Origin of the sequence: Denitratimonas tolerans (assembly GCF_037203605.1) — a bacterium.
GTDB classification, from domain to species: Bacteria; Pseudomonadota; Gammaproteobacteria; order Xanthomonadales; family Xanthomonadaceae; genus Denitratimonas; species Denitratimonas tolerans.
Genome location: NZ_JBBDHC010000003.1, coordinates 92,314 through 117,065 on the forward strand (window position 1 = coordinate 92,314; position 24,752 = coordinate 117,065).

At 67.2% G+C, this 24,752-nt stretch carries 21 protein-coding genes and 1 riboswitch; of the genes, 12 read left to right on the forward strand and 9 right to left on the reverse strand.

Translation table 11 applies throughout. The features are described from left to right. Positions 1 to 108 precede the first annotated feature (108 nt). From WB794_RS02970 to WB794_RS02980, 3 genes are all read left to right on the forward strand, one after another. Entirely contained in the window at positions 109 to 1,005 is an 897-nt protein-coding gene (locus WB794_RS02970) for a hypothetical protein (RefSeq protein ID WP_337334356.1), read from the forward strand. Positions 1,006 to 1,359: 354 nt separating this feature from the next. Continuing rightward, complete coding sequence (locus WB794_RS02975; RefSeq protein WP_337334357.1) at positions 1,360 to 3,315, forward strand: pyridoxal phosphate-dependent decarboxylase family protein; 1,956 nt, start codon at positions 1,360 to 1,362, stop codon at positions 3,313 to 3,315. A 420-nt stretch (positions 3,316 to 3,735) separates the two neighbouring features. Further along, positions 3,736 to 4,878: an oxygen-independent coproporphyrinogen III oxidase gene (locus tag WB794_RS02980; RefSeq protein ID WP_337334358.1), complete on the forward strand. Its 1,143-nt coding sequence runs from the start codon at positions 3,736 to 3,738 to the stop codon at positions 4,876 to 4,878. A 65-nt stretch (positions 4,879 to 4,943) separates the two neighbouring features. On the opposite strand, the gene ahpF is transcribed toward WB794_RS02980, so the two are convergent. Continuing rightward, positions 4,944 to 6,506, reverse strand: coding sequence for an alkyl hydroperoxide reductase subunit F (gene ahpF, locus WB794_RS02985; RefSeq protein WP_337334359.1), 1,563 nt, complete (start codon positions 6,504 to 6,506; stop codon positions 4,944 to 4,946). A gap of 160 nt (positions 6,507 to 6,666) precedes the next feature. Next, positions 6,667 to 7,230 (reverse strand): alkyl hydroperoxide reductase subunit C, encoded by a 564-nt coding sequence (gene ahpC, locus WB794_RS02990; protein ID WP_337334360.1) that lies wholly within the window; start codon positions 7,228 to 7,230, stop codon positions 6,667 to 6,669. 331 nt (positions 7,231 to 7,561) lie between these two features. On the opposite strand from ahpC, the gene typA reads away from it, so the two are divergent. The 6 genes from typA to pnuC all read left to right on the forward strand — a co-directional run bounded on the left by typA (position 7,562) and on the right by pnuC (position 15,760). Further along, on the forward strand, positions 7,562 to 9,391 hold the full coding sequence (typA, locus tag WB794_RS02995; protein ID WP_337334361.1) for a translational GTPase TypA: 1,830 nt from the start codon (positions 7,562 to 7,564) through the stop codon (positions 9,389 to 9,391). A gap of 4 nt (positions 9,392 to 9,395) precedes the next feature. Then, the gene (locus WB794_RS03000) at positions 9,396 to 10,367 is read left to right on the forward strand and encodes a serine/threonine protein kinase (protein WP_337334362.1); all 972 of its coding nucleotides are present in this window, start codon (positions 9,396 to 9,398) and stop codon (positions 10,365 to 10,367) included. A 72-nt stretch (positions 10,368 to 10,439) separates the two neighbouring features. Then, entirely contained in the window at positions 10,440 to 11,672 is a 1,233-nt protein-coding gene (locus tag WB794_RS03005) for a hypothetical protein (RefSeq protein ID WP_337334363.1), read from the forward strand. Further along, entirely contained in the window at positions 11,669 to 12,799 is a 1,131-nt protein-coding gene (locus WB794_RS03010; RefSeq protein WP_337334364.1) for a phosphotransferase enzyme family protein, read from the forward strand. Before WB794_RS03005 ends, WB794_RS03010 begins: the two co-directional genes overlap by 4 nt. Positions 12,800 to 12,860: 61 nt before the next feature. After that, a riboswitch (TPP riboswitch) is annotated at positions 12,861 to 12,957 on the forward strand. Between the two features lie 62 nt (positions 12,958 to 13,019). Beyond that, positions 13,020 to 15,179: a TonB-dependent siderophore receptor gene (locus WB794_RS03015; protein WP_337334365.1), complete on the forward strand. Its 2,160-nt coding sequence runs from the start codon at positions 13,020 to 13,022 to the stop codon at positions 15,177 to 15,179. A 2-nt stretch (positions 15,180 to 15,181) separates the two neighbouring features. After that, positions 15,182 to 15,760 carry a nicotinamide riboside transporter PnuC gene (gene pnuC, locus WB794_RS03020; protein WP_337334366.1) on the forward strand — a complete coding sequence of 193 codons (579 nt, stop codon included), beginning with the start codon at positions 15,182 to 15,184 and terminating at the stop codon, positions 15,758 to 15,760. Between the two features lie 67 nt (positions 15,761 to 15,827). Here the strand turns inward: pnuC and WB794_RS03025 are convergent, their stop codons facing one another. Beyond that, positions 15,828 to 17,285 (reverse strand): rhomboid family intramembrane serine protease, encoded by a 1,458-nt coding sequence (locus WB794_RS03025; protein WP_337334367.1) that lies wholly within the window; start codon positions 17,283 to 17,285, stop codon positions 15,828 to 15,830. A gap of 118 nt (positions 17,286 to 17,403) precedes the next feature. Between WB794_RS03025 and greB the strand changes: the two genes are divergently transcribed. Continuing rightward, positions 17,404 to 17,925, forward strand: a complete 522-nt coding sequence (greB, locus tag WB794_RS03030) for a transcription elongation factor GreB (protein WP_337334368.1) — start codon at positions 17,404 to 17,406, stop codon at positions 17,923 to 17,925. A gap of 21 nt (positions 17,926 to 17,946) precedes the next feature. Here greB and recO read toward each other — a convergent pair whose 3' ends face one another. From recO to lepA, 6 genes are all read right to left on the reverse strand, one after another. Further along, positions 17,947 to 18,681 (reverse strand): DNA repair protein RecO, encoded by a 735-nt coding sequence (gene recO, locus WB794_RS03035; RefSeq protein WP_337334369.1) that lies wholly within the window; start codon positions 18,679 to 18,681, stop codon positions 17,947 to 17,949. Between the two features lie 100 nt (positions 18,682 to 18,781). Continuing rightward, positions 18,782 to 19,675 (reverse strand): GTPase Era, encoded by an 894-nt coding sequence (gene era / locus WB794_RS03040; protein ID WP_337334370.1) that lies wholly within the window; start codon positions 19,673 to 19,675, stop codon positions 18,782 to 18,784. Continuing rightward, positions 19,672 to 20,325, reverse strand: coding sequence for a ribonuclease III (gene rnc / locus WB794_RS03045; protein ID WP_337334371.1), 654 nt, complete (start codon positions 20,323 to 20,325; stop codon positions 19,672 to 19,674). The genes era and rnc overlap by 4 nt, the downstream gene beginning before the upstream one ends. After that, positions 20,318 to 20,698, reverse strand: coding sequence for a DUF4845 domain-containing protein (locus tag WB794_RS03050; protein ID WP_337334372.1), 381 nt, complete (start codon positions 20,696 to 20,698; stop codon positions 20,318 to 20,320). Before WB794_RS03050 ends, rnc begins: the two co-directional genes overlap by 8 nt. A gap of 59 nt (positions 20,699 to 20,757) precedes the next feature. After that, positions 20,758 to 21,546, reverse strand: a complete 789-nt coding sequence (lepB, locus tag WB794_RS03055) for a signal peptidase I (RefSeq protein ID WP_337334373.1) — start codon at positions 21,544 to 21,546, stop codon at positions 20,758 to 20,760. An 18-nt stretch (positions 21,547 to 21,564) separates the two neighbouring features. Next, positions 21,565 to 23,358, reverse strand: a complete 1,794-nt coding sequence (lepA, locus tag WB794_RS03060; RefSeq protein WP_337334374.1) for a translation elongation factor 4 — start codon at positions 23,356 to 23,358, stop codon at positions 21,565 to 21,567. Positions 23,359 to 23,542: 184 nt separating this feature from the next. Here lepA and WB794_RS03065 point away from each other — a divergent pair, with 184 nt between their 5' ends. After that, on the forward strand, positions 23,543 to 23,776 hold the full coding sequence (locus tag WB794_RS03065; protein WP_337334375.1) for a hypothetical protein: 234 nt from the start codon (positions 23,543 to 23,545) through the stop codon (positions 23,774 to 23,776). 347 nt (positions 23,777 to 24,123) lie between these two features. Continuing rightward, complete coding sequence (locus WB794_RS03070) at positions 24,124 to 24,732, forward strand: OmpA family protein (RefSeq protein WP_337334376.1); 609 nt, start codon at positions 24,124 to 24,126, stop codon at positions 24,730 to 24,732. Positions 24,733 to 24,752 lie beyond the last annotated feature (20 nt).

Genomic DNA, 24,752 nt, shown 5'->3' on the forward strand with positions numbered 1-24,752 from the left:
TCGTCAATTTTCACCGGGCCGGGGAGGCTCCCGATTTCCCACGGCATCATGTGATGCCGGCTGATTTTTCTAACGAGCGCCCTCACGAAAGCAAGTGGATTTTTGGCCATGAAACATTTAATAAGATCATTTCCCATACCACTCTTGTTGGTGATAATGACAGCCTGCACTGCAAATAGTTACACGGTTGTTAACACAATTCATTTCAAGACGAAGCGTGGTGCTGCCGTTGCAATCAACACCGCTCAAGTAGGCAACGGGAGGGCGACGCATGAAAATGAATATTTACGCCGGATTAAATTGGGCGCATCGCAGACAGATGAAATTGTGATAAACGTTTTGACCACCAGCCAAGATTACTCGCCCGATCCCGCGCTCATTGATCTCGCGCTGGATAACATACAAAAGATCTGGGGTAGAATGGGTGGCATGCGCGAAGGTTCGAAATTGCGCCTCCCTAAATTATCCATCGATTTCTGGATTCTCCCACAAGGGGCATCTTTTAAGCACCATGGTGAATCCATTATTGATCCATCCCACACACTTGATTTGACCTTTGCTTCAGATTTCAGCAGTGACAAGCCGGCCATCGACGGAGTCGCTGAATTTGTCAATGTGCTAAGCCATGAATTGTATCATGTTTCTCAATTCGGGCGCTTCGAAGTCGATAGCTTGATAGAAGAGGTCAACGCACATGCCTGGGGATATTGTTCGAAATTCAGATTTGCCTTGGCTTCTGGTAAAAAAATGATTATTCGCTGGTATGTCAAGCCTTCTTGGAAAGATCGGGTACGGATTAGTGCAGGTGTTCTGATGGTCCAAGTTCCGCCTAACATAGGGACGCCAGTACTGCGCTCCCAATTTGGGCTTGCAATATTTTATCAATATCTCTCAATAATGCTTGATTCGGATAGCCTGGATGCCTCGAATGCGAAGCAGATGACGATTATTGAGAAGTTGTGCAGTCGCATAGAAGGACAGGAATTGAATATTGTAATGGAGTAGTTTCGAGCCATTCGGATTTATAGCGATCATTTGACCACTCTGTTACGAAGGTGTATGACGGCGAGTATTTGAAAGTGATGTTTCCTTATAATCAAATCTGATCGAAGTAGATTTAGAATGAGACGTATCATTATTCCAGTATGCATCGCGAGATGCTTGCCAGGTGCCGCTTGTGCGCCCACTAAAGTCAAAGTGTATGCAAAATGCAATACAAAAAAACGTACCTGGTCGCAGCCCCCGCGCAGCACCATTCCGCCGGATGGTGAGCGACAATCAGACCCTCCCAAGGCATTGAGAGGCGCGCGGTTGACCTGAATCAGGCGGCGACAGGGCTTGGTGCCTTAACCTGAGCGCATGACCACGCCCGACCTTCCTCCCGGCCTCACCGCGCCGATCCCCGACGCCGAGCAGCGCACGCTCGATGCCTGCTTCCTCGGCCCCTATGGCGAGAACGACGCCCTGCTCGAACGCCTGGTCGTCGAGTTCTTGCGCGACCACGTGCACTGGCGGCGCAACTTCCATCCGGAAGACCCGCCGGCCATTCCCACGCGCGCCTCGCAGCATCCGGCCTATCAGGCCTTCGAAGCGCGGATGCGCAACGAGCTGCACCAGCTCTCGGCGGCGCTCAAGCGCTCGGTGCCCTTCCACAGTCCGCGCTACCTCGGCCACATGGTGTCCGACCTCCTGCTGCCGGGTCTGGCCGCGCAGATCCTCACCCTGCCCTACAACCCCAACAACGTCACCGAGGACGCCGCGCCGGTCACGCTGCGGCTGGAGATGCAGGCCGGTCTGCAGCTGGCGCGGATGCTGGGCTGGCCCGATGACCCCAAGCGTCCGGACTGCGCGATCGGGCACCTGACTTCGGGCGGCACCCTGGCCAATTTCCAGTCGCTGCGTCTGGCGCTGGCGCTCAAGGGCTTTCCGGTGGCGCTGCTCGCGGCCGGCGTGCCCGATCTGGGGCTTCCGGCCGACGACTGGCAGGCGTTCAACCTCGGCCCGGCGGCCGGGATCGAGCTGCTCGGAAAATGGCGACACTGGCTGGCCGCGCAGTCCCCCGAGGACCGTACGCGCTGGCGCGCGCGCGTGCAGGCCCGGCGCATCGAGCACCTGGGCCTGCATGCCTTCTTCGAACGTCATCCCACGCTGCGACCGCCCGTGGTGCTGGCCCCCATCACCGCGCATTACTCCTGGAGCAAGGGTGTCAAGATGATCGGCTTGGGCCGCGACCAGCTCCAGCTGATCGCCGCACGCGGCATGCGCCTGTGCCCGGAGGCGCTGGAGCAGGCGCTCGCGGACTGCGAGCGCGAGCGCCTGCCGGTGCTGATGGCCGTCGGCGTGCTGGGCACCACCGAGTACGGCACGATCGATCCGATCGCGGCCGTGGTCGATGCGCGCGCGCGTTTCGGCGCGCGCGGCCTGGGGTTCTCGATCCATGTGGATGCGGCCTGGGGCGGCTACCTGACCACCCTGTTCCGCCATCCCGACGGCCGCCTGCGCACGCTTGACGAAGTGCGGCAGGACTATCGCCAGTTCCCGATGCCCGAGGTCCACGCCGCCTTCGCCGCGCTCGAACAGGTGGATTCGGTCACGATCGACCCGCACAAGCTCGCCTATCTGCCCTACGGCGCGGGCGCCTTCGTGTGTCGCGACCACCGCGCCATGTCGCTGCTGACCGAACAGGCCGACTACGTGTTCGACAGCGCCGACAGCGCGGGCGACGCGCTCGACCACCGCCACTTCGGCCAGTTCATCCCGGAAGGCTCCAAACCCGGCGCGATGGCGGCGGCGGTCTACGTTGCGCACCGCGTGCTGCCGCTCGACCACGCCCACTTCGGCCTGATCCCGCGCCATACCGTGCAGGCGGCGGAGGCGTTCCGCGAGCGCGCCGAACGATTCGTGCGCGACATGAGCGGGCGCATCCACGCCCTGGTGCCGTTCCCGCCCGACAGCAACCTGGTGTGCCTGGCGCTCAACCCGCAGGGCAACCGCAAGCTGTCGCGCGCCAACGCTTTCCTGCAGCGGCTCCACGCCCAGCTCAACAGCGATCCGGACCAGCCCATCCAGGTCAAGCAGTTCTTCGCCTCGACCACCACGATCCGCCCGGCGGTCGTGGGCGCACGGGACATGCAGCGCATCCTGGAGGCCTTGGGAATCGATCCGGCCACGCTCGACCCGGATGACGGTGACGCCGACCGCCTCATCCTCCTGCGCCACACCCTGATGAACCCCTATCTGATCGACCACGAGAACCGGATCAGCTACATCGACCGCTATTTCGGTTACCTCGAAGCCTGCATCGGAAACTGCTGATGCGCCTCGCCTGACGCCCGCGGCAAACCCGCGCGGGGTTGACGCAAGTCAATGACGCCGCCGGCCGGCGGGCCCTAGGGTGAATCCATCGCCCGCGCATCTCGCGTCGCGCCATTGCGGCAGGCCGGAACGATGGTGGATTCCGGGGCGCGCGCTCCGGAATCCGGTGGACAGTGTCGCCACCCGGTCGCGACCGCGCACTCCCGACAGGCCAGCGTGAACCGACCCGTGCTTCCAGCCTCTCCGACGCCCATCCACATCTCCTGTCGCGACCAGCCCCACCCGGGCTGCCTGTGCCATCGTTCGGGCAGACCGTTCTCGATCCGGGGTGCCGAGCAGGCGCTGCGGGACGCGGCGGCGGGAACGAACGGCGATCCCATCCCCCGGCCGCTCTCCATTGCGGTGCATTTCCCGAGCCGAATGCGCCCGGGCGAGGCCGCCGCCGACGAACCGCATGGCGAGGCCTATCTCGCGCGCCTGCGCGGGGAGCTCGCGCTGCTCTCTCCCCTGTTCGACCGCGATCGTCAGGTCGAACAGGTGCACCTGATCAATCAACCCCTGGCGCACCTGGCGGCGACGCGGATCCGCGACCTGCTGGACACGCTGGCGCACCATTTCTCGTTCGCCGTGACCGGGGCCGCGCTGCGCCTGGTGGAACTGGACCCACTCGCCACGACGACTGGCGACGTCGCAGCTCTGGCGGCAATCGGTATCAACCACGCGGCGATCTTCATCGGCGTGGCCGCCTCGAATGCACCGGACGATCCGGCGATCCGCGCCGCCCGCACCCTGATCGAAACCTGTCGCCAGCACGGCATCGTCCACGTCCATGTCCATCTTTCCGCGGGCGATGGCCCTGTCGCGGAAACCCCGATCCGCGCGATCGAATCGGTGATGGCGGCGCGTGTCGATCGCATCAGCCTGCACCACGCGCTGCGTGAACCCGAGGCGGGCGCAGACACCGGCGCGTCCACCTTTGCGCCAGGTCGCCGCGAAGCGCTCTTTGCGCGCCTGCTGGAAGGCGGATACCGGCACGTCGGCCTGTGCTGCTTCGCCTTGCCGCACGACGAACTGCTCGAGGCGCGCCGGCACCGCGCGCTGCACTGCGACCTGCTGGGCTACAGCGCGCACCCCGGTTCCGACCTGGTCGGCATCGGCGTCGGCGGCAACAGCCACGTTGGCGCGACCCTGTTCCAGAATCCGCGCGATCCGGCGTCCTGGGAGGCGTCCATCGACGCCGGCCGCCTGCCGGTCTGGCGCGCCGCCCGGCTCGGCGCGGAAGACCTGGCGCGCGCCGATGTGGTCCAGCAGCTGGTGTGCCGGGGCGAGATCGACTTCGAGGAAGTCGCGCGCTACCACGGCATCGTTTTCCGCGAGCATTTTTCCCGGGCGCTGGAGCGGCTGCAGCCGCTGGTGACGCGCGGCCTGGCAGAATTCCTTCCGCACGGCATCCGCGCCACGTCCGCAGGCGAACGCCACCTGCACCTGCTGACCGCATGCTTCGACGAGCGCCACGGAGACGCGATCGGAACGCCTTCACCGCATCTCGCGCGCTTCCCCTGACGAAGCTGCGCGTGGCCCCCCCACGGACGGCAGGAGCGGCGACGACGCTCCGGCCGCCGCGCCAATCAGGCCGGTGCGCTGCTGCGGATCAGATGGTCGAAGGCAGAGAGTGCCGCAGTCGCACCGCTGCCCATGGCGATGACGATCTGCTTGTAGGGTGAGGTGGTCGCATCGCCCGCGGCGAAGACGCCGGGTACGCTGGTCTGACCGCGCGCATCCACCGCGATTTCGCCATGGCGCGTCAGCTCCACACCGCTGTCCTTGAGCCAGTCGGTAACCGGCACCAGGCCGATCTGGATGAACACACCGGCCACGTCGACCTGATGCGAGGTGCCGCTGGCGCGGTCGGCGTAGGTCAGACCGGTCACGCGACTGCCGTCGCCCAGAATCTCGGTGGTCTGCGCATTCTTCACCACGGTGACGTTGGGCAGGCTGTAGAGCTTGCGCACCAGCACGCCATCGGCCTTGAGCTCGGGCAGGAATTCGATCAGCGTGACGTGCTCGACCACGCCGGCCAGATCGATGGCCGCCTCCACGCCCGAATTTCCGCCGCCGATCACCGCGACGTTCTTGCCCTTGAACAGCGGGCCGTCACAGTGCGGGCAGTAGGCCACCCCGCGGGTACGGTACTCGGCTTCACCCGGCACATTGATGTCGCGCCAACGTGCGCCGGTGGCCAATACCACGGTCTTGCCGACCAGCGAAACGCCGTTCTCGAACTCGACGGTGATGCCTTCGGGGCCGGGAACCAGCTTTTGCGCGCGCAACCGGTTCATGAGGTCCACCTCGTACTCGCGCACGTGGGCTTCCAGTGCGCCGGCCAGTTTGGGCCCGTCGGTTTCCTTCACCGAAATGAAGTTCTCGATGCTGTTGGTGTCCAGCACCTGCCCGCCGAAGCGCTCGGCCGCCAGTCCGGTGCGGATGCCCTTGCGCGCGGCGTAGACCGCCGCCGCCGCACCCGCGGGGCCGCCGCCGATCACCAGCACGTCGAACGGGGCCGTGTCCTTGAGCTTCGCGGCCTCGCGTGCCTCGGCACCGCTGTCGATCTTCGCCACGATCTCTTCGATGCCCATGCGGCCCTGGCCGAAGCGCTCGCCGTTGAGGAAGATCGTCGGCACGGTCATCACCTCGCGCGCCTCCACTTCCTCGGGGAAGTAGGCACCGTCGATGGCGACGTGGTGGATCTTCGGGTTCAGCACGCTCATCAGGTTGAGCGCCTGCACCACGTCCGGGCAGCTCTGGCAGGACTGGGAGAAATAGGTCTCGAAGCGGAACTCGCCATCGAGCGCCTTGATCTGTTCGACCAGTTCGTCCTCGACCTTGGGCGGATAGCCACCGGTCTGCAGCAGCGCCAGTACCAGCGAGGTGAACTCGTGCCCCATCGGCAGGCCGGCAAAGCGCAGGTGGATGTCCTGGCCGGGGCTGGTCAGGGCGAAGGACGGGACGTGCACGCCGTCTTCCGCGCGCAGCTCCAGGGTGACCTTGGGCGAGGCCGCAGCGATGTCGTCGAGCAGCGCGCGTACCTCGCGCGAAGGCTCGCCATCATCCAGCGCGGCCACGATGTGCACCGGGCGCACGAGGCGCTCCAGGTAGGCGGCGAGCTGGGCCTTCAGACCGTCATCGAGCATGGTGCGTCTCCTTGGGTTTCAGGTGAGTTGCAGCGCAGTGCCCCGCCGTGCAGGGCACTGTGGCCTGGTCGTGGAAGCAGATCCCGACCGCCGCGTGCAGCGGCCGGGATCTGCTCCCACCCCCGCGCCGGCGGGGATGGGAACAGCGATGGGGCGTGGATCAAATCTTGCCGACCAGGTCCAGCGACGGCGCGATGGTCTTGGCACCTTCCTTCCACTTGGCCGGGCAGACCTCGCCCGGGTGCGCGGCGGTGTACTGCGCCGCCTTGAGCTTGCGCAGGGTCTCGCCGACGTCGCGTGCGATCTCGTTGGAATGCACTTCCATGGTCTTGATCACGCCTTCCGGGTTGATCACGAAAGTGCCGCGCAGGGCCAGGCCTTCTTCCGGGATATGCACGCCGAAGGCATTGGTGAGCGCGTGGGTGGGATCGCCCACCAGCGGGAACTTCGCCTTGCCCACGGCCGGCGAGGTCTCGTGCCACACCTTGTGCGAGAAGTGGGTGTCGGTGGTCACGATGTAGACCTCGGCACCGGCCTTCTGGAACTCGGCGTAGTGCTCGGCCGCGTCCTCGACTTCGGTCGGGCAGTTGAAGGTGAAAGCGGCCGGCATGAAGATCACGACCGACCACTTGCCCTTCATGCTCTGGTCGCTGACCTTGACGAACTTGCCGTTGTGGAAGGCATCGGCCTGAAACGGCTGGATCTGGGTGTTGATGAGGGACATCGCGTTCTCCTTGGGTCTGTGTGGGGGTGACATCGGCGGAGCCATTGGACTCCGACACCGGCCATTGTAGGGATCACAAGACAATAGGTAAAATTGATTGTTACAATGAATATGATAGTTACAACCTATTACCAAAGACGTCGGGCCGGCGCATCGGCGCTGCGGATGCCCGCAGTTCACCGCCCTGTCGTATAATGCGCCGCACCATGAGATGCCCGGGCGCAGACGATCCACGATCGTCTGCGTTTTCGTGTTCCCGTGAAAAAGCGCGCGCCCGGACTGCGGGTGCTGCCGCCGAACGCCGACTGCCACAGAACTGCCGATTCCGACCATGACCATCCAGAGCCTGCGCAACATCGCCATCGTCGCCCACGTCGACCACGGCAAGACCACCCTCGTCGACAGCCTGCTGAAAAACTCCGGGACGCTGAACGAACGCACCGTGCTGGCCGAGCGCGTAATGGACTCCAACGATCAGGAAAAGGAGCGCGGCATCACCATCCTGGCCAAGAACACCGCGATCAACTGGCGCGGCAACCGCATCAACATCGTCGACACTCCCGGCCACGCCGACTTCGGTGGCGAGGTGGAGCGCGTGCTGTCGATGGTCGACTCGGTGCTGCTGCTGGTCGATGCGATGGACGGCCCGATGCCGCAGACCCGCTTCGTGACGCAGAAGGCGTTCGCGATGGGCTTCAAGCCGATCGTCGTCATCAACAAGGTCGATCGCCCCGGCGCGCGGCCCGAATGGGTGGTGGAACAGGTCTGGGATCTGTTCGATCGACTCGGCGCGACCGCCGAACAGATGGACTTCCCGATCATCTACGCCTCCGGCCTCAACGGCTACGCCGGCCTGACCGACGACGTGCGCTCGGGCGACATGACGCCGCTGTACGAGGCGATCATGCAGCACGTACCCGCCCCGCCGGTCGATCCGGACGGTCCCTTCCAGATGCGCATCAGCCAGCTCGACTACAGCAACTTCGTCGGCGTGATCGGCATCGGCCGCATCCAGCGCGGCACGCTGAAGAAGAACATGCCGGTGGCGGTGATCGACCGGCACGGCAAGAAGCGCCAGGGCAAGGTGCTGCAGGTACTCGGCTTCCTGGGGCTGGAGCGGATCGAGCAGGACAGCGCCGAGGCCGGCGACATCGTGGCCATTTCCGGCATCCAGGAGCTGACCATCTCCGACACCGTCTGCGCGCTGGACTGCCCCGAGGCGCTGCCGGCGCTGACGGTGGACGAGCCGACGATCTCGATGACCTTCCAGGTCAACAATTCCCCGTTCGCCGGCAACAAGGATCTTTCCGGCGGCAAGTTCCTGACCAGCCGCCAGCTGAAGGAACGTCTGGAGCGCGAGACCGTCCACAACGTCGCGCTCAAGGTCGAGCAGCTCGAGGACGCCGACAAGTTCCTCGTGTCGGGCCGCGGCGAACTGCACCTGTCGGTACTGATCGAGAACATGCGCCGCGAAGGCTTCGAGCTGGCGGTCTCGCGCCCGGAAGTGATCATCAAGGAAATCGATGGTCAGCCGATGGAGCCGATCGAGCAGCTCGTCGTCGACGTGGAGGACATCCATCAGGGCGGCGTGATGGAGAAGCTCGGCGCGCGCAAGGGCCAGCTCAAGGGCATGGAGCCGGACGGCAAGGGCCGGGTGCGGCTGGAATACCAGATCCCGGCGCGCGGCCTGATCGGTTTCCAGAACGAATTCAAGACCCTCACCCAGGGCTCGGGCCTGCTGTTCCACGTTTTCGACCACTACGGTCCCAAGGAGCAGGGCCCCATCGCCAAGCGCATCAACGGCGTGATGATCGCCAATGCCGCCGGCACCACGCCGGCCTATTCGCTCGGCCCGCTGCAGGAGCGCGGCAAGCTGTTCGCCGCCGAAGGCGACAGCGTCTACGAGGGTCAGCTCGTGGGTATCCATTCCAAGGACAACGATCTCACCGTCAACGCCATCAAGCCCAAGCCGATGACCAACATCCGCGCCGCGGGCAAGGACGACACGATCCAGCTCTCGCCGGCGATCAAGTTTTCGCTGGAGCAGGCGCTGGATTTCATCGACGACGACGAGCTGGTGGAAATCACGCCCAAGGAAATCCGCCTGCGCAAGAAGCACCTGACCGAGAACGATCGCAAGCGGGCCAGCCGCGCGGCCTGATCCCGTGCCCGGCGAGGTGCCCTACGCGCGCTTGACGCCCGACGCGGTGGTCGACGCGGTCGAATCGCTCGGACTGCAGTGCGACGGGCGCCTGTTGGCGCTCAACAGCTACGAGAATCGCGTCTATCGCGTGGGCATCGAAGACGCCGCGCCGCTGGTCGCCAAGTTCTATCGTCCGGCGCGCTGGAGCGACGCGGCCATCGAGGAGGAGCACGCCTTCGCGCGCGAACTGGCCGATGCCGACCTTTCGGTGGTCGCACCGCTCGCCTTCGACGGCGCGACCCTGTTCCACCACGCCGGTTTCCGCTTCGCCCTGTTTGCCTGCCAGGGCGGCCACGCGCCGGAGTTGGACGATGCCGACACGCTGCGGCAGCTGGGCCGGACCCTGGCGCGCCTGCATACCGTCGGCGCGCGGCGGCACTTTCGCCACCGCCAGACCCTGGATGCCGCACGGTTCGGCCACGAGCCGCTGCGCTTTCTGCTCGACTCGGGCCGGATTCCCGCCGATCTGCGCATCAGCTTCCGGCGCCTCGGCACCGCGCTGCTGGCGCAGGTCGATGCCGCCTTTGCGCGCGCGCAGCCCCTCGCCACGCTGCGCCTGCACGGTGACTGCCATCCCGGCAACATCCTGTGGCGCGACGGCGTCGCCCACTTCGTCGATCTGGACGATTGTCTCACCGGCCCGGCGATTCAGGACCTGTGGATGTTCCTTTCCGGCAGCCGCGACGAACAGCAGGCCCAGCTCGAACGGCTGACCGAAGGCTACGCCGAGTTCCGCGACTTCGACTGGCGCGAGCGCCATCTGATCGAACCGCTGCGCGCCCTGCGCCTGATCCACTACCACGCCTGGATCGCACGCCGCTGGCACGATCCGGCCTTTCCCCGTGCCTTTCCCGGATTTGCCGAGCCGCGCCACTGGGAAGAGGTGCTGCGCCAGGTGCAGGAACAGCTCGCGGTGCTGGACGAAGCCGCCTGAGGCCCCGCGCCGCGCTGGCAGGCGGCGCGCGCCTGCGCCATGCTTCGCTCCTTTCCCCGACCTGCGGCCCAGATGTCCCCGACCCACGCACCGGTTCCGTTCTGGAATCGCCTTCCCGAGATCGCACGCTATCCCTTCCGCGGCGCGGCCCTGATCAGCCTGATCGTGTTCAGCCTGGGCAGCCTGCTCGGGCTTCTGCCCGGCATCGGCTGGATCCTGCGCATTGTGATCTGGCTGGCGACCTACCGCTACGCCTTCGAAATCCTGCTGCGCACGGCGCACGGGCAGATGGAGGCCCCCGAAATCACCGCCCATACCGACGCCGGCGTGGCCTGGCGCTTCCTCGGCCTGTGGGTGATCTATTTTGCGCTCTTCCTTGCGGCGGGCCTGATCGCCGGCCTGGTCGGCGCGATCCTGGCAATGCTGGTGCTCACCCTGCTGCTGCCGGGTGCGATCATCTCGCTGGCCATCGACGGGACGCTTGGGCACGCGATCAATCCGGCCACGTCGTTCGCGATCATGTCGCGCATCGGCGCACCCTACTTCGCCGCCTTCGGCCTCCTGTTCGTGATCCAGACCAGCGCCGCCACGGCGGAATACTGGCTGTCGCAACACGCGCCCGTGCTTTCGCTGCCGCTGTCCACCGCCGCGGCGGTGTGGGGCATCTTCGCGGCCTTCCACCTGATGGGCTACCTGGTGTTCCAGTACCGCGAGGCACTGGGCTTCGAGCCGGGCGACGGCTTCGGCAAGCCCGCGCTGCGCAACCGCGACACCGACCTGATGGACGAAGCACAGGCGCTGGTGGCCGACGGCCAGACCGAGGCGGCGCTCGCCCGCCTGACCGGAGAAATGCGCGAGCGCGCCCTGCCGCTCGACGCGCACGAGCTTTACCGCAAGCTGCTGCGCGCCAAGGGCGACGGTGCCGCGCTGCTCGCGCATGCGCCGCCCTATCTCGACCGGCTGTTGCTGGAAAAGCAGGACCGGCGCGCTCTCGGGTTGGCGCGCGAATCGCTCGACGCCAGCCGCGATTTCACCCCGCACCAGCCCGAGGACGGCCATCGCCTGGCGCTGCGCGCACGCGACAGCGGCCAGGCGCAGCTGGCCATCGACCTGTGGCTGGCCATGATCAAACGCTGGCCGCGCGATCCGGTGCGGGGCGACTGGGCGCTCGGGGCCGCCGACCTGCTCGTCCAGCGCGACCGGCTGACGCTGGCGCGACAGGTGCTGGAGTATGCCGCGCGCGGCCTTGATCCCGAGCCTGCGGCGCGCATCCAGGAGGCGCTGGCCAGGCTGCCCGCCGCGTGAGCGCCAGCCCCGCGCACCGCGTACATGGCCTGACCGGCGACGAGGTGCCGCCGGACTGGCCGCCGCTGACGCTGGACGAGCTTGAGCCACTGTTCGCGCGCTATCCGGAGCTGAGCGCGCCGCAGGCGATCGGCTGGCACAGCCCGCGCCCGCTGGCGGCCGCAGCGCGGGTCGAGACGGCGGCCGGTCCGGTGTTCGCCAAACGCCACCACGCCAGCGTGCGCAGCGCCGCGACGCTGGCCGAGGAACACGCGTTCGCGGCCCACCTGCGCGCGAACGCGATTCCGGTGCCGCCGATCCACGCCGACGCGGATGGCCGCACCGCAGTCGCCCTGGGCGACTGGACCTGGGACCTGCACGCGCCGGCCGCGGGCCAGGACCTCTACCGCGACGCGCCATCCTGGACGCCGCTGGACGATCTCGCGCACGCGCGCGCCGCCGGCGCGATGCTGGCACGCCTGCACGCCGCCGCGCAGGGATTCGAGGCCGCGCAGCGCGGCACCCATCTGCTGGTCGCGCGCACGGAGCTGATCGAGGCCGGGGACGCCATTGCCGCACTGCGTGCCCAGCTGCCCGAACGCCCGGCGCTGGCGCGCTGGCTCGATGGCCGCCGCTGGGACGCGGATCTGGGCGAGGCGATCGCCCCCCTGCACGCGCGCGTGCAGGCGCGCGCCGCCGCGCAGCCGCGCCTGTGGACGCACGGCGACTGGCACGCCTCCAACCTGTTCTGGAGCCGGGCCGATGCGAACGCAGGCGTGAGTGCGGTGGTCGATTTCGGCCTGTGCGCGCGCACCTTCGCGCTGTTCGACCTCGCCACCGCGATCGAACGCAATGCCATCGCCTGGCTGGAACCGGACGACGACCGGGGACAGGCCGCCATCGCCCGCGCGCTGATCGCAGGCTACCGCGAGGTGAGCGCGCTGAAAGCGGACGACATCGCCTTCCTGGCCGATCTCCTGCCCGTGGTGCATCTGGATTTCGCGCTGTCGGAAGTCGAATACTACGCCGGCATCACGCGCTCGGAAGCCAACGCCGAGGCGGCCTGGAGCGACTTCCTGCTCGGCCACGCGCGCTGGTTTTCCCGTGCGCCGGGGCGCGCGTTCCTGCACGCGCTGCGCGCGGCCTGAGTGGCGCGGTGGGCTGCGTCGCACCGATTCTGCACGCGGGCGGCATCCGTGGTTCAATAGCGCCCTGAAGCGGGGGTGCCCGGCGAACGCCGGGCTGAGAGAGACCCTTCGAACCTGACCCGGTTAGGACCGGCGTAGGGAGCTTGATTCAGGACGCGACCGGCTTGCCCGGCGCGCGTCCTGCCGTCGCTTCGTCCTCCTCCACTGACGAATGCCGACCATGAAACTCGCACGCACCACCCTGTTCCTCTCCCTGGCCGCGCTCCTGTGCCACGGCGCGCACGCCGCCGATGCGCCCTCGCAGACCACGCGCCTGTCGAAAGTGGAGGTCGAAGCCAGCGCGCCTGATGAAGCGGAGCCGGTCAACGCGAATCCCTGGGGCGCGATCCCGCTGAAATCCACGCCCGCATCGGTCAGCGTGATCGGACGCGAGCAGATCGACGAGCGCCACATCCGCAGCCTGAGCGAGCTGGCGCGGGAAGACGCGGCGATGGGCGACAACTACGCGCCGGTGGGCTACTACCAGAACCTCATCATCCGCGGTTTTCCGCTGGACCTCGGCACCGGCTACCGCCTCAACGGGCTGACGATCGCCGGCGAGCAGATTCTGGCGTTCGAAGACAAGGCGCGGGTGGAGATCCTCAAGGGTCCGGCGGCGCTGCGCGCCGGCGCGATGGAGCCGGGCGGCACGGTGAACTTCGTCAGCAAGCGCCCCGAAGAGGTGCGCACGCTCACCCTGGGTACCGATTCGCACGGCTCGCGCCTGGCCGCGCTCGACGCCGGCACCTGGCTCACGCCCACGCTCGGCATCCGCGCCAATCTCGGCTGGGAGGACATCCATTCCCATGTCGAGCACGCCGACGGCCGGCGCAATTTCTACGCCCTGGCGCTCGACTGGCGGCTCTCCGACCGCACCGTGCTGGAAGTCGATTCCAGCTACCACGCCAGCGCGCAGCGCTCGGTCTCGGGCTACCAGCTGCTGGGCGGCAGCGTGCTTCCGGAAGACGCCAGCGCCACGCGCATGCTCGGCTACCAGCCGTGGCAGGAGCCGGTGCGCGTCCACACCGCCAACACCAGCCTGCGCCTGAGACACGCGCTGACCGATACCTGGCGGCTCGGGCTTGCCGGTGGCCACAGCCGCAGCGTGATCGACGACAGCGTGGCCTTCGCCTACGGCTGCTACTACCAGCCGACCTGCTGGACGGGCGAGGTGCCGGGCAACACCTTCGCGCCCGACGGCGGCTACGACATCTACGACTACCGCAATCCGGACGACACCCGCAGCGGCGACGAAGTGCGCGCGAGCCTGGACGGCCGCTTCGCCACCGGCGCACTGCGCCACGACCTGAGCCTGGGCGTGGGCGTATTCCGGCGCGAGATCGAACGTCACCTGCACGTCAACGACTACGTCGGCAGCGGCAACATCCACGACCCGCAGGTGCCCGTCTTCGCCCCCTCGCCCGAGGAAACCGGCCCGCGCGTGCGGCGGCTGGCGAGCTGGCAGCGCTCGGTGTTCGCGCTGGATCGCGTCGAGCTGGGCGAACGCTGGCAGGTCATCGTTGGCGCGCGCCGGGTGGAGCTGGACGAGCGCGCCTGGAGCAAGCGCGGGAAGCTGGAGCGCGACGCGCGCATCCAGCACACCCTGCCGCAGGTCGCCACGCTGTGGACGCCCGCCGATCCCGTGACGCTCTATGCCAGCTACAGCGAGGGCGTCTCGCTGGGCCACGAGGCGCCGTTCTGGACCAGCAACGAGGGCGACCTGCTCGGCCCGCGCCTGGCGCGGCAGATCGAGGCCGGAGTGAAGTTCGGCCGCGGCAGCGACATCGACTTCAGCGCCGCGCTGTTCCACATCCGCCAGCCCTGGCAGCACGCCGAACCGGATGCCAGCGAAGCCGGATACACCTTCGTCGAGCGCGGCAGCGAGAACCACCTGGGGCTGGAGCTTTCCGCCAACGTGCGGATGGGCGAGTACCTGCGCCTGATCGCCAGCGGCAGTCTGATCCGGGCGCGCGGGGAAGGCGCGGACAACACCGCCTACGAAGGCCACCAGCTCACCAACGTGCCGCGCGCGCGCGCCGCCCTGCATCTGGACTACACCGTGCCGGCCCTGCCCGCGCTGAGCCTCACGGCCGGCGCGCGCCACGCCGCGCGCAATCCCGCCACCCCGGACGGCTTGGTGCACGCGCCGGCCTGGACGGTGTTCGACGCCGGCTTGCGCTATGGCACGCGCTGGGGCGAACGCGACCTGGTGTGGAGGCTCTCGGTGGACAACCTGTCCAACCGCTTCTACTGGCGCGACGTGGGCAGCTCGCAGGGCGACAGCTACCTGTTCCCCGGCGCGCCGCGCCTGGCCCGGCTCAGCGTCACGATCGATTTGTAGCCATGAACCCGATCGAGATCCTCGCCGCGGTCCTCAGCGCGCTCGGCGTCTGGCTGATGGCCAGGCGCCGCCCCTGGGCCTGGCCGATCGGACTGGTGTCGGTGCTGATCTACGCCTGGGTCTTCATCGAGGTGCGGCTGTACTCCGACGCCCTTTTGCAAGGCGCGTTCGCCGCGATGCTGGTCTACGGCTGGTCGCGCTGGCTGCGGAATCTGGGCGAGGACGGGCGGGTGCGAATCGCGCCGCTGCCGCTGCCGCGCGCGGCGCTGCACCTGGTCATCGGCGCGCTGGGGGCACTGGCGCTGGGTGCCTTCATGGCGCACTTCACCAACGCCGACCTGCCCTGGCTTGATGCCGCGCTCGCCGCTTTCAGCCTGGTGGCGCAGTGGTGGCAGGCGCGTCGCCATACCGCCGCCTGGTGGCTGTGGATCGGGGTCGATGTGATCTACATCGGCATGTACCTGCACAAGGACCTGCAGGTCACGGCGATGCTCTATGCGCTGTTCCTGGGGCTGGCGGCGAGCGGGCTGCGGCAGTGGCAGCGCGCCGCGCGCGCGTCGGGCATGGACGCCCGGGAATAAGGGAATCGGATCAGCGGCTCACGACAGCAGGGCGCGGCACACCTGCCACTCGCCGTGCATCCGATTCTCAGTGCCCGTGTTCCAGCATGAAATGGGCCTTGCCGGCCTCGGGAGATGCCGGAAAGCGCGCGACGATCTCCTCCAGCAGGGCGTGGTGCAGATCACCTTCGCCACGCTCGCGCGCACGCAGCACCAGCTCGAACCAGTCGCCGGCGGTGGCACTGTCGGCCAGCCACGCCTCCAGCAGCCGTCGGCACTCGCCCAGGCATCCCAGCGCGAGCCAGCGTCGCCTCACGCCCTCGCGCCAGGCACCGCCGGGTACCGGCCGATCCAGCGGAAAGGCTTCTTCCAGCAGTGCGAGCTGCAGTGCCACCTCGGCGGTATTGCGCGCCGGGATGTCCAGCGCCTGGAGCGCGCGGCGCGCGGCCTCGGGGCGGCGCGCCCCGAGCACGGCGAGCCGGTAGCCCACCAGGCTCACATCGAGCCGGCCCGGCACCCTCGCGTCGAGCGCATCCAGCGCCTCCTGCGCCGCGGCCAGATCCATGCGCCCGGCCCTGGCGCGGATGGCATCCAGCTCGGTCGCCACGTCCGGCGCGACGTCGGTTTCGTCCAGAAATTCATGACGCACCTGCCCGGTACGCACGAACGCCCAGCCCAGCAGCGCCCCGCTGAAAAGCCCACCGAGATGGGCGTCGAATCCGACGCCTGCCTCCGGGTTGAACACCAGGTTGAGCGCCTCCCAACCGACCCATACCGGAAGCAGCCAGATCGCCGGTTTCTTCACATAGTCGAACAGCACGAAGAACCACCAGAAGAAGCGCACCGGACGCCATCCCCAGATGAGGGCAAAGGCACCCATCAGCGCCGCAATCGCACCCGAGGCACCGAGGGCGGCACCGGCCTCGCCCCAGCGCCAGGCGAGCGCGAACAGGCTCGCGCCGACCGCGCCGGCCAGATACAGCAGGATGAAGCGCCACGGCCCCAGCGCACCCTCGACCAGGAGGCCAAGCGCAAGGAGAAAGAACATGTTGCCCAAAAGGTGCATCGCGCCACCGTGCAGGAAGGCCGCGGTGACCCAGCGGAGCGGCGCAATCTCGCCGTAGCGCAGGCGATATTCCAGCGTCACGACGCGCGAAGCGCGCGCATCGAAGTCACGCTGCAGCGCGCCGGCATGGCCCGCCTCCCGCGCGCCGGCCCCATCGCGTGCGGCCTGCGCCAGCGCGCGCTCCAGCGCGAGGTCGCGAAGGCGCGCATGGAACAGCACGCCGGCCCGATCGGCGTCCGGCACCTGCGCCAGCGCTTCGCGCGCGAGCGGCCCGTCGCGCGCGGCCTCGAAGTCCAGATATGCCGGCCATTCGGCCTGCGCCAGGCCCGACTCCCCGTACCACGCTTCCAGCGCCTCCAGCCGGGACCAGTCACCGGCCTGGAACAGGACGAAGATCGCCACGTTCAGCACGACCAGGAGGGCGGTGACGATCGGAAACGTGGCGCGCGTCAGCGGCCGGTGCAGGGGCAGGATGAGCATGGATCGAAGGCGACGAACGAAAGCCCGACTTGTAGCACATCGTCCGCACGCATCGCTTCTTGCCCGCCGCTTCCGACTGCGCCACGCTTGCGATCATCATGAAGACAATGCCCTTCCCATGAGCCGCTGGCGTCCGCCGGCGGAAGCCTCCACCGCCATCATCACCCGCGCCGGATTCGAACGCCTGCGCGCCGAGCTGGATACGCTCTGGCGCGTGCGCCGCCCCGAGGTGGTCAAGGCGCTCGCCGCCGCCGCCGCGGAAGGCGACCGCTCGGAAAACGCCGAATACATCTATCGCAAGAAGCAGCTGGGCGAGATCGACCGGCGGGTACGCTATCTCAGCAGGCGGCTGGAGCAGCTCAAGGTCGTCGAAACCCGCCCCAGCGACCCGGAACGCGTCTACTTCGGTGCCGAGGTCGAACTGGAAGATGCCGCCAGCGGGGAAGTGGCGCGCCACCGGCTCGTGGGGCCGGACGAAACCGACGCGCGCGCCGGCTGGATCAGCATCGATTCGCCGCTGGCGCGCGCGCTGCTGGGCAAGCGCGTGGACGACGAGGTGGAGGTCGAACTGCCCGGAGGCAGGTGCCGCTACTGCATCATCGGCATGAGCTATCGGTTCGACCCGACCGCACCCGGCTGAGCCCGCCGCGGCACTGCGGGTTCAGTCCTGCCCGCCCTCGCCGCCCGCGCTCCGCGCCGCGACCGAAAGATCGGCCAGCACCTGCCAGGAGCGCAGCTCGCGCCCGCCCAGGTGATGGCGCAGCACGTCGCGCATCAGCCGACGCAGCTCCCTCAGCCCGACTGCATCGGGCACGCGGTCTTCGCCCAGCGCGAGCAGCGCCGCGCCCGAGATGGTTCCCGGCACCGGCGCATCGCGCACCTGGTACGGGCCCGACACCGGGTCGAAGCGGTAGCGCACCTCGGAATCGAGCGCCCGTCCGCTGTCCGCCTCCGTCTCAAGTTCCAGCGCGTAGCCCGCGGCGGCGAGCAGGTCGCGCTCGAAGCGCCGCAGCTCCCAGCCAGGCGCGTGCGCGCCCTCGGCCAGCAGGCCCAGGCACTCGGCGTAGCGCCAGAACAGCGCGATCTGCGCCTCACCGCGCGGCAACAGGCGCAGTACCAGCTCATTGAGATAAAAGGCCGACAGCAGCGCGCTGCCCTCCAGCGCCAACGCCGCACCTGCCGGTTCGGCGCCGGTCATGCGCATGAGATCACCCCGCCCGCCCCAGGCCAGCAGCAGCGGCTGGAACGGCTGCAGCACCGCCCGCAGCGCCTGCCCCTTCGTCCCGCGCACCCCGCGCGCAATCACCCCGATGCGACCGTGGTCACGCGTGAACGCCTCCAGCAAGAGGCTCGTCTCGCGGTAGGGCCGCGCGTGCAGGATGTAGGCGGGGTGCATTGGGTGATCGGGATTGGGGAGTGGGGATTCGGGATTGGTGAAGAGCGCCAAGCGCCGCTGCCATCATCGAATCCCCGATCCCGAATCACCAATCACGTCGTTACTCATACCCGAACCCGCGCAGCGCGGCCTCGTCGTCGGACCAGGATTCGCGCACCTTGCACCACAGCTCCAGGAACACCTTGCGCTCGAACTGGCGCTCGATCGCGATGCGGGCGGCCTGGCCGATGGCGCGCATGCGGGTGCCGCCGGCACCGATGACGATGGCCTTCTGGCCGCTGCGTTCGACATAGATCGTGGCGGCAATCCGCAGCAGTTTGCCCTCGGTCTTGAAGCTGTCGATCACCACCGCGGTGGCGTAGGGAAGTTCGGCGCCGAGCTGGCGCATCAGCTGTTCTCGGATCAGCTCGGCGACGAGGAAGCGCTCGCTGCGGTCGGTGATCTCGTCCTCGCCGAACAGCGGCTCGGAGGCGGGCAACAGGTCGAGCAGCCCGCGGCGCAGGTCGTCCAGCCCGGCGCCCTTCTCCGCCGACACCGGGAATACGGCGGCAAAGCCGCGCCCTTCGGAAACCTTGGCGATGAAGGGCAAGAGCTCGGTCTTGTCGCGGATGCGGTCGACCTTGTTGATGATCAGCACGCGCGGCAGGCCGGTCTTCTCCAGCGTGGCGAACGCGGCCTCGTCGGCCTCGCGCCACTGCCCGGCTTCGATCACCAGCGCGCCCAGCTCGACGTCGGCCAGCGCGCCGCGCGCGGCGCGGTTCATGTAGCGGTTGATCGCACGCTTGCCCTCGGCGTGCAGACCGGGCGTATCGACGAACACGATTTGTCCCGCCTCACCGGTGTCGATACCCAGGATGCGGTGACGCGTCGTCTGCGCCTTGGGCGAGACGATGCTCACCTTGTAGCCGACCATGCGGTTGACCAGGGTCGACTTGCCGACGTTGGGGCGACCAATCACCGCGACCAGGCCGGCGCGGAATGCGGGTTCATTCATGCAGTGAGTTGCTCAAGGACGCGCACGGCGGCGCGCTGTTCGGCCTGGCGGCGCGAGCTGCCGTCGGCCACGGCTTCGATCTGAGGTGAAGCGAGGCGGCACAGCACGTCGAAGACCTTGTCGTGCTCTTCGCCGCGCGTATCCACCAACACATATTCGGGAAGCGGCAGCGCGCGCCCCTGCAGCCACTCCTGCAGGCGCGTCTTGGCATCCTTCTCGGTGCCCGTCGCGGTGAGGCTCTCCAGGCGCGAGGCGAACCAGCCCAGCACGATGCGCCGGCAGGTCTCGAAGCCGGCATCGAGGTGGATGGCACCGATCAGCGCCTCCAGCGCATCGGCCAGGATCGAATCGCGGCGGTAGCCGCCGCTCTTGAGTTCACCCGGCCCCAGTTCGAGCTGTTCCCCCAGCTGCAGCTCGCGCGCGATGCCCGCGAGCGTGGCCTCGCGCACGAGTTGGGCGCGGGCACGGGTCAGCCAGCCTTCGTCGGCAGCCGGATGGCGAAGGTAGAGCGCCTCGGCCACGATCACGTTGACCAGCCCGTCACCGAGGAACTCGAGCCGTTCGTTGTTGCGGCCGCTGGCGCTGCGGTGGGTCAGCGCACGCTGGCGCAGAGCCGGGTCGGCAAAATGGTGGCCGATACGGTCAGTCAACGTCCCTGGCACCCAGTTCGACCGTCTTGTCGAACACCGCGACGAAGTCGAGGTTGTACATGAGGTTGCGACGCACTTCGTAGGCCACCTGCATCTGGTAGCCATCCTTGCGGCTGATCTTGACGTTCTGCGGCAGCACCGAATCGACGTAGCTGATCTGGAAGCGCCGGAACAGCAGGTTGCGCACTTCCTCGGGCGACTTCTGCTTGATGCCCGGCTCCGCCGCCAGGCCCTTCATGTCAGTGACCACCGAGTAGTACTCCGTGTACACCGGAAACAGCTTCATGCCGATGTAGATGAAGAAGCCAACCACCGCGAGCACGATCAGGAAGCTCGTCAGGGTCAGGCCGGACTGGGTCGATATACGCTTCATGCAGTTCCCCGCAAGGAGTGGAAAGGTCTGGTGCCCGAACGGCCACGCCGCCGGCGCGCCTAGTGTATGACGGTTCCGAGGCGGGAAAAATCGATCCCGCCGTTCTTGCCGTCCCAGTTCATCCAGATGAAGAAGGCCTTGCCCACGAGATTCTTCTCGGGCACGAAGCCCCAGTAACGGCTGTCCAGGCTGTTGTCGCGATTGTCGCCCATCACGAAGTAGTGCCCGTCCGGCACGGTCCAGCTGCCCTCGCCGACGCTGCCGCGCTGCACGCGCGGATCGATCAGGATCTTGTGGCTGACCTCGCCAAGCTGCTCGCTGAACGCCTCGGCACCGGTCATTTCCCGGCCCGAGCCGACGCCGACATAGGCACCTTCCCGCACCGCGGCAACGAACTCGCCGTTCACCCGGAGCACCTTGTTGCGGTACTCCACCACGTCGCCCGGCAGCCCGACGACGCGCTTGATGTAATCCTCGCGGGGGTTTTCCGGGTAGCGGAAGACCACCACGTCGCCGCGCTCCGGCTCACCGAGCGGGATGATCTTGGTGTCGGTTACCGGCAGGCGGATTCCGTAGCCGAACTTGTTGACCAGGATGAAGTCGCCGGTCAGCAGCGTGGGCATCATCGAATTGGACGGGATCCGGAACGGTTCGGCCAGGAAAGATCGCAGCACCAGCACGATCAGTAGCACCGGAAAGAACGAGCGCGCGTACTCGACGAGCAGCGGTTCCTTGCGTCCTTCCGCCTTGCGCTTGCGGCCAAAGGTCAGGTGATCGATCAGCCAGATGACGCCGGTCAGCGCGGTAGCCAGTACCAGAAAAGCGGAAAAATTGAAGTACACGGGCATTCCTTGGATCGATCCGGGTTATTTGGAATCACTCTGCAGCACGGCGAGGAAGGCTTCCTGCGGGATGTCGACGCGACCGACCGACTTCATCCGCTTCTTGCCTTCCTTCTGCTTCTCCAGAAGCTTCTTCTTGCGCGTGGCATCGCCGCCGTAGCACTTGGCGAGGACGTTCTTGCGCAGCGCCTTGACGGTGGAACGCGCGATGATCTGCGCACCGACCGCTGCCTGGATCGCCACGTCGAACATCTGGCGCGGAATCAGATCCTTCATCTTCTCGCAGATTTCCCGCCCGCGGCGGTCGGCATGGCTGCGGTGGCAGATGATCGAAAGCGCGTCCACCCGATCGCCGTTGATCAGGACATCCAGGCGCACGAAGGGTCCGGCCTCGAAGCGCACGAAATGGTAGTCGAGCGAGGCGTAGCCGCGACTCACCGACTTGAGCCTGTCGAAGAAGTCCAGCACCACCTCGGCCATCGGCAGCTCGTAGCTGACCTGCACCTGGCTGCCCAGGTACTGGATGCCGGTTTGCATCCCGCGCTTCTCCTCGCACAGCTTGATCACGTTGCCGACGTAGTCGGGCGGGGTGAGGATGTTGGCCAGGATGATCGGCTCGCGGATTTCCGCGATCCGCGTCGCGGACGGCAGGCGCGCCGGGTTGTCGAGCGAGGACACCGCGCCATCGACATCGACCAGCTCGTAGATCACCGTCGGCGCAGTGGTGATGAGGTTGAGGTCGTACTCGCGCTCCAGCCGCTCCTGCACGATCTCCATGTGCAGCATGCCGAGGAAGCCGCAGCGGAAACCGAAGCCCATCGCCTCCGAGCTTTCCGGCTCGAAGCGCAGCGCGGCGTCGTTGAGGCGCAGCTTTTCCAGCGCCTCGCGCAGGTCGGGATAGTCGTCGGCATCGACCGGGAACAGGCCGGCGAACACGCGCGGCTGCATTTCCTGGAAGCCCGGCAGCGGCCCCGGCGCGGGTGCCGCCGCCAGCGTCAGCGTGTCGCCCACCGGCGCGCCGTGCACGTCCTTGATGCTGGCGGTCATCCAGCCTACTTCGCCCGCACCCAGCTTCGCGATGATCTTGCGCTTGGGGGTGGACACGCCGACCTGATCGACCTGATGCACGCGCCCGGTGCTCATCACCAGGATCTTGTCTCCGCCCTTGATCTCGCCCTGCATCACCCGCACCAGCGAGACCACGCCCAGGTAGTTGTCGAACCAGGAATCGACGATCAGCGCCTGCAGCCGGTCGGTATCGCGCGGCTTCGGCGGCGGAATGCGCTGCACGATGGCTTCCAGCACGGCGCGCACGTTCAGGCCGGTCTTGGCGCTGACTTCGATGGCGTCGTCCGCCTCGATGCCGATGACCGCCTCGATCTCCTCGCGCACCCGCGCCGGATCGGCCGTGGGCAGGTCGATCTTGTTGAGCACCGGAATCACCTCCAGCCCCATCTCGACCGCGGTGTAGCAGTTGGCGACCGACTGCGCCTCCACGCCCTGCGCGGCGTCAACGACCAGCAGCGCGCCCTCGCAGGCGGCCAGCGAGCGGCTGACTTCGTAGGAAAAATCGACGTGGCCGGGGGTGTCGATGAAGTTGAGCTGGTAGACCGTGCCATCCAGCGCGGTATAGGGTAGCGAGACCGCCTTGGCCTTGATCGTGATGCCGCGCTCGCGCTCGATCGGATTGGAATCGAGCACCTGGGCTTCCATCTCGCGCTCGGTCAGGCCGTCGCACAGCTGGATGATGCGATCGGCCAGGGTCGACTTGCCGTGGTCGACGTGCGCGATGATGGAAAAATTGCGGATGTGCTGCATGAAAAGTCCGTGCGGGGGAACCGGGGCGGTCCCGGGCATGAAACGGGGAATTATGCCACGGCGCACGCCACACCGTCGCGCGCGGCATCCTGACGACAGCCCGGCACCCTCCATCGCCCCGCCCCGACGCGCGGCAGTAGACTGCGGCAAGGTCCCACCGGTTCCCGGTCCGTACGAAAACGCCATGCGCACTTTCAAAGACAGCGCCGACCAACCATGGCAGGCCGCCCTGCTGGACGCCTCCATGGGCAGCATCCGCCTCGTGTTCAGCCCGGTTCACGGCACCGATCTGCGTCAGCAGCCGCTCGCCGTGGAGAACATGGCCGACGCGCTGCGCCATCTGGAAACGATGGACGACGACACCCTTCGCGCGCTGCTCGAAAGCGCCGCGGCCTGGGATCCGGCGAGCGGCGGATGAGTTTCCTTCCTGATCGATAATCTGTCACCAACGTCCCGGCAAAGGGGCTTGTGGCGTCTTTCCCCGCGGCAGCGGCCTTGCAGACTTCACCATGGGTCACGCCCAAGGCCCTGAGCTGCCTCCATGCCGGCGGCCGGCTCGATGCGCCATGGCACCGCCACGGGTTTGCGCGTACGGCACCAGACCCTCCCGGCCGGTCCGCGTGTCGGTCGCCCCCCTGGCACCAGGCTCATCCAGAGCTTTTGCCTTCGCCACATCATGCTATTACCGTGGCCCTGCGGCCCTGCCGCGGTCGGGCGCACGGGGGATCCAGTCATCTGACTATCACTACCAGGGAGTTCCAATCGATGAAACCCATCTCGACGAACCTCAAAAAACTGCTCGGCATCGGGCTGCTCGGTGCGAGCATGCTGCTGGCCGGTGGCTGCAGCAACTATGTCAAACGCGCCGACCTGGACGCGGCGCTGGCCGATCTGCGCGCGCGCGACAGCGCGATCGAGGCCAAGGCGGATGCCAATACCGCCGCGCTGGCCAGCCTGCGGCAGGAGCTGTCCGAGCGATTTGCGCAGTACGACAAGGCCATTTCCGAGGCTCAGGGCAAAGTGCGGGTAGATGCGATGGCGCATTTCGATTACGACTCTTCCACGTTGCGTGAAGAGGACAAGGCAGCGCTGGAGGACTTTGCGCGAGTGATTCGCGACCACCACCCGGGCAGCCTGATCACGGTGGAAGGTTTCACCGATCCGGCCGGCAGCGTCGGCTACAACCAGCGCCTGGGCCAGGCGCGCGCCGACGCGGTGCGCGAGCACCTGGTGGCCAACGGCCTGCCCGCCGACACCGTACGCGCAGTGAGCTACGGCAAGGCGAGCAACCGCCTGGTCGCGCCGGGAAACTGGGGCGATTCGGGTCTGCCCAACCGCCGGGCTTCGCTGGTGGTTGACCGCGCAGGAAGCTGACCGGCGCAAGCCGCTGGAAA

What these genes read in the sequence shown, in the direction of transcription:
- WB794_RS03050 (WP_337334372.1), bottom strand. Translation starts at nt 20,698, where the DNA reads ATGAAGCGTATATCGACCCAGTCCGGCCTGACCCTGACGAGCTTCCTG.
- WB794_RS02975 (WP_337334357.1), top strand. Translation starts at nt 1,360, where the DNA reads ATGACCACGCCCGACCTTCCTCCCGGCCTCACCGCGCCGATCCCCGAC.
- era (WP_337334370.1), bottom strand. Translation starts at nt 19,675, where the DNA reads ATGAATGAACCCGCATTCCGCGCCGGCCTGGTCGCGGTGATTGGTCGC.
- WB794_RS02980 (WP_337334358.1), top strand. Translation starts at nt 3,736, where the DNA reads ATGCGCCCGGGCGAGGCCGCCGCCGACGAACCGCATGGCGAGGCCTAT.
- typA (WP_337334361.1), top strand. Translation starts at nt 7,562, where the DNA reads ATGACCATCCAGAGCCTGCGCAACATCGCCATCGTCGCCCACGTCGAC.
- WB794_RS03065 (WP_337334375.1), top strand. Translation starts at nt 23,543, where the DNA reads ATGCGCACTTTCAAAGACAGCGCCGACCAACCATGGCAGGCCGCCCTG.
- pnuC (WP_337334366.1), top strand. Translation starts at nt 15,182, where the DNA reads ATGAACCCGATCGAGATCCTCGCCGCGGTCCTCAGCGCGCTCGGCGTC.
- WB794_RS03025 (WP_337334367.1), bottom strand. Translation starts at nt 17,285, where the DNA reads ATGCTCATCCTGCCCCTGCACCGGCCGCTGACGCGCGCCACGTTTCCG.
- ahpC (WP_337334360.1), bottom strand. Translation starts at nt 7,230, where the DNA reads ATGTCCCTCATCAACACCCAGATCCAGCCGTTTCAGGCCGATGCCTTC.
- greB (WP_337334368.1), top strand. Translation starts at nt 17,404, where the DNA reads ATGAGCCGCTGGCGTCCGCCGGCGGAAGCCTCCACCGCCATCATCACC.
- WB794_RS03005 (WP_337334363.1), top strand. Translation starts at nt 10,440, where the DNA reads ATGTCCCCGACCCACGCACCGGTTCCGTTCTGGAATCGCCTTCCCGAG.
- WB794_RS03070 (WP_337334376.1), top strand. Translation starts at nt 24,124, where the DNA reads ATGAAACCCATCTCGACGAACCTCAAAAAACTGCTCGGCATCGGGCTG.
- WB794_RS02970 (WP_337334356.1), top strand. Translation starts at nt 109, where the DNA reads ATGAAACATTTAATAAGATCATTTCCCATACCACTCTTGTTGGTGATA.
- WB794_RS03015 (WP_337334365.1), top strand. Translation starts at nt 13,020, where the DNA reads ATGAAACTCGCACGCACCACCCTGTTCCTCTCCCTGGCCGCGCTCCTG.
- recO (WP_337334369.1), bottom strand. Translation starts at nt 18,681, where the DNA reads ATGCACCCCGCCTACATCCTGCACGCGCGGCCCTACCGCGAGACGAGC.
- lepA (WP_337334374.1), bottom strand. Translation starts at nt 23,358, where the DNA reads ATGCAGCACATCCGCAATTTTTCCATCATCGCGCACGTCGACCACGGC.
- ahpF (WP_337334359.1), bottom strand. Translation starts at nt 6,506, where the DNA reads ATGCTCGATGACGGTCTGAAGGCCCAGCTCGCCGCCTACCTGGAGCGC.
- lepB (WP_337334373.1), bottom strand. Translation starts at nt 21,546, where the DNA reads ATGCCCGTGTACTTCAATTTTTCCGCTTTTCTGGTACTGGCTACCGCG.